The organism is Microbacterium sp. B19, assembly GCF_000333395.1.
In the GTDB taxonomy this organism is placed as follows: Bacteria; Actinomycetota; Actinomycetes; order Actinomycetales; family Microbacteriaceae; genus Microbacterium.
The window spans coordinates 1-2,281 of record NZ_BADA01000105.1; the positions used below are offsets into that span (position 1 = coordinate 1).

The 2,281-nt window shown below is 73.3% G+C and carries 1 protein-coding gene and 2 pseudogenes; 1 reads left to right on the top strand and 2 read right to left on the bottom strand.

Annotation, left to right across the window (positions count from 1 at the left end):
• Together I5G_RS03720 and I5G_RS20405 are read right to left on the bottom strand one after the other, a co-directional pair.
• The coding region (locus tag I5G_RS03720) for an AMP-binding protein (RefSeq protein ID WP_022877852.1) at nucleotides 1-934 on the bottom strand (934 nt) is incomplete at its 3' end.
• A gap of 20 nt (nucleotides 935-954) precedes the next feature.
• Nucleotides 955-1,776: pseudogene (locus tag I5G_RS20405) on the bottom strand (alpha/beta hydrolase); the annotation flags it as partial.
• A gap of 38 nt (nucleotides 1,777-1,814) precedes the next feature.
• Between I5G_RS20405 and I5G_RS03730 the strand changes: the two are divergent.
• A pseudogene (locus I5G_RS03730) lies at nucleotides 1,815-2,177 on the top strand (argininosuccinate synthase); the annotation flags it as partial.
• Between the last annotated feature and the right edge of the window lie 104 nt (nucleotides 2,178-2,281).

The following is a 2,281-nucleotide window of genomic DNA, read 5'->3' on the forward strand; positions in this document are numbered from 1 at the left end:
CGTCCGCGCCGCCCGTGAGGTCGGCCTGGATGAGCATGCGCCACACCGTCGGCGGCGCACAGAACGTGGTGACGCCGTCGCGCTCCAGCACGTCGAGCAGCCGGTCGGCGGAGAACCGCGAGTAGTTCAGGGCGAGGACCGTCGCCTCCGCGATCCACGGCGCGAAGAAGCAGCTCCACGCGTGCTTCGCCCAGCCCGGCGAGCTGATCGCCAGGTGCACGTCACCCGGCTGGAGCCCCAGCCAGTACATCGTCGACAGGTGCCCGACGGGGTACGACGCGTGCGTGTGCTCGACGAGCTTCGGCTTCGACGTCGTGCCTGAGGTGAAGTACAGCAGCAGCCGGTCGTCCGCCACGGTGCCCGGGTGCGCCGCTGGCGCCGCCTCCGCGCGGAACGCGTCGTCGTACGAGGCCCAGCCCGGCACGGGCTCCCCCACGACGATGCGGCCGAGATCCTCGGGTGCGGCATCGAACTTGTCGGCATCCGCGGAATCGACGATGACGTGACGGATCTCCGCGCGCTCGATCCGGTCGGCGAGATCGTGCGCGCCGAGCGCCGTCGTGGTCGGCGCGATGACGCCGCCGAGCTTCATGATCGCGAGCATCGCCTCCCACAGCTCGACCTGGTTGCCGAGCATGAGCAGGACCGCGTGCCCCTTCCGGACGCCCCGGGATGCCAGCCACGCGGCGACCTGATCCGAGCGACGCGCGAGCTCGTCAAACGTGCGCTCGTGGTGCGTGCCGTCGTCGTCGACGACGATCAGGGCCGGCCGGTCGTTCCCCCGCGCCATCGGATCGAACCAGTCGATCGCCCAGTTGAAGGGCCCCTCGATCCGCGGCCACGCGAACGCCGCGGCGCGGTCGGGATCGGTGCGGGCGGCGAGGAGGAGGTCGCGGGCAGCGCGGTACTGCTCCGTGGGGGTCGTCGAGGTCATGGGGCTCCTTGTATCGCCTCCTACGCTAGCCACCCCGACCAGCGCTCGAGCGCAGCGAACGCGGCATCCCGGGCGTCCGCGCGCGACAGGAAGACGTCGTGGAGCGCCCCGTCGATGCGCACGATCGTGACCTCCCGCGCGATGCGGGTCGCCGCCCGCGCGATGTCATCGACGACGAGCACCGAGTCGGCCTCGCGCATCGCGTCGCTCCACGACAGCGCCGACGCCGAGCGCGCGGACAGCAGCACGAGCGCCGGGCATCCGACGTCGACTCCGGATGCCACCCGCGCATGGCCCGCGACGACCGCGGCGAGCCAGCCGGGATGGGTCGGGAAGCCGCGCTCGGGCCGCCACCCGTCGGGGCTGTCGGGCAGGGTGCCGACCTCGCGCTGGGCGCGGGTGTAGAAGCCGAGGTCGACGACGGGGTGGGTACCGAGCGGGTCGATGCGCGCGCGGGCGTTCAGGATCGGCGCGAGCGCCTGCCGCCCGAGCGGGCCGAGCTGCAGCTCCAGCCACGGACTGTTCAGCACGACCGCGTGCGCACGCCCGGGGTGCCGCGCGGCCCACAGGGTCAGGGTCAGACCGCCGGTGCTGTGCCCGAGGAGCACGAGACGTCGGCCGTGCGCCTCGGTGCCCATGGCATCCAGGGCCGCCTCGATGTCGGCGTCGTACACGTCGAGCGCGGCGACGTACCCGGGCGTCTGCCCGGGCCGGAGACTGCGGCCGTACTTGCGCAGATCCAGCGCGTGGAACCGCGCACCCCGGTCGGTGAAGAACCGCGCGAGAGCGGTCTGGAAGAAGTAGTCCGACCACCCGTGCACGTACAGCACGTCGACGTCGCGCCATGCCCCGAACAGCCGTGCGCCCGGGTGCGGCATCGACCCTGCGCCTGCGCCGCGGCGAGGACTACACGATCCTCGACACCGTGGCATCCGGGATGTCGTACTCGCCCGAGAAGCTCTCGATGGAACGCGTCGGCGACGCCGCGTTCGGCCCGGTCGACCGCATCGGTCAGCTCACGATGCGCAACCTCGACATCGCCGACTCGCGCGCCCGTCTCGAGCAGTACGCCGGCCTCGGCCTCATCGGCGGCCCGACCGGCGAGCTCGTCGGCGACGTCGCCGTCGGCGGCGCCCGTGAGATCATCGAGCCGGCCACTCCCGTCGACGCGGCCGACGAGCGTCTCGCCGACGCGACGGATGCCGCGGGCGAGTCCGCCGCGTTCGACGCCGGCACCGACTGACCCCGCGCTCCCGCGCTCCCTCGACGCCGCCCCGCCGCCCCGGCCGGGCGGCGTCGTGCTGTGTGCGCGGCGCTGCGTGCGTGTGCGGCGGCGCCAGTTCACGG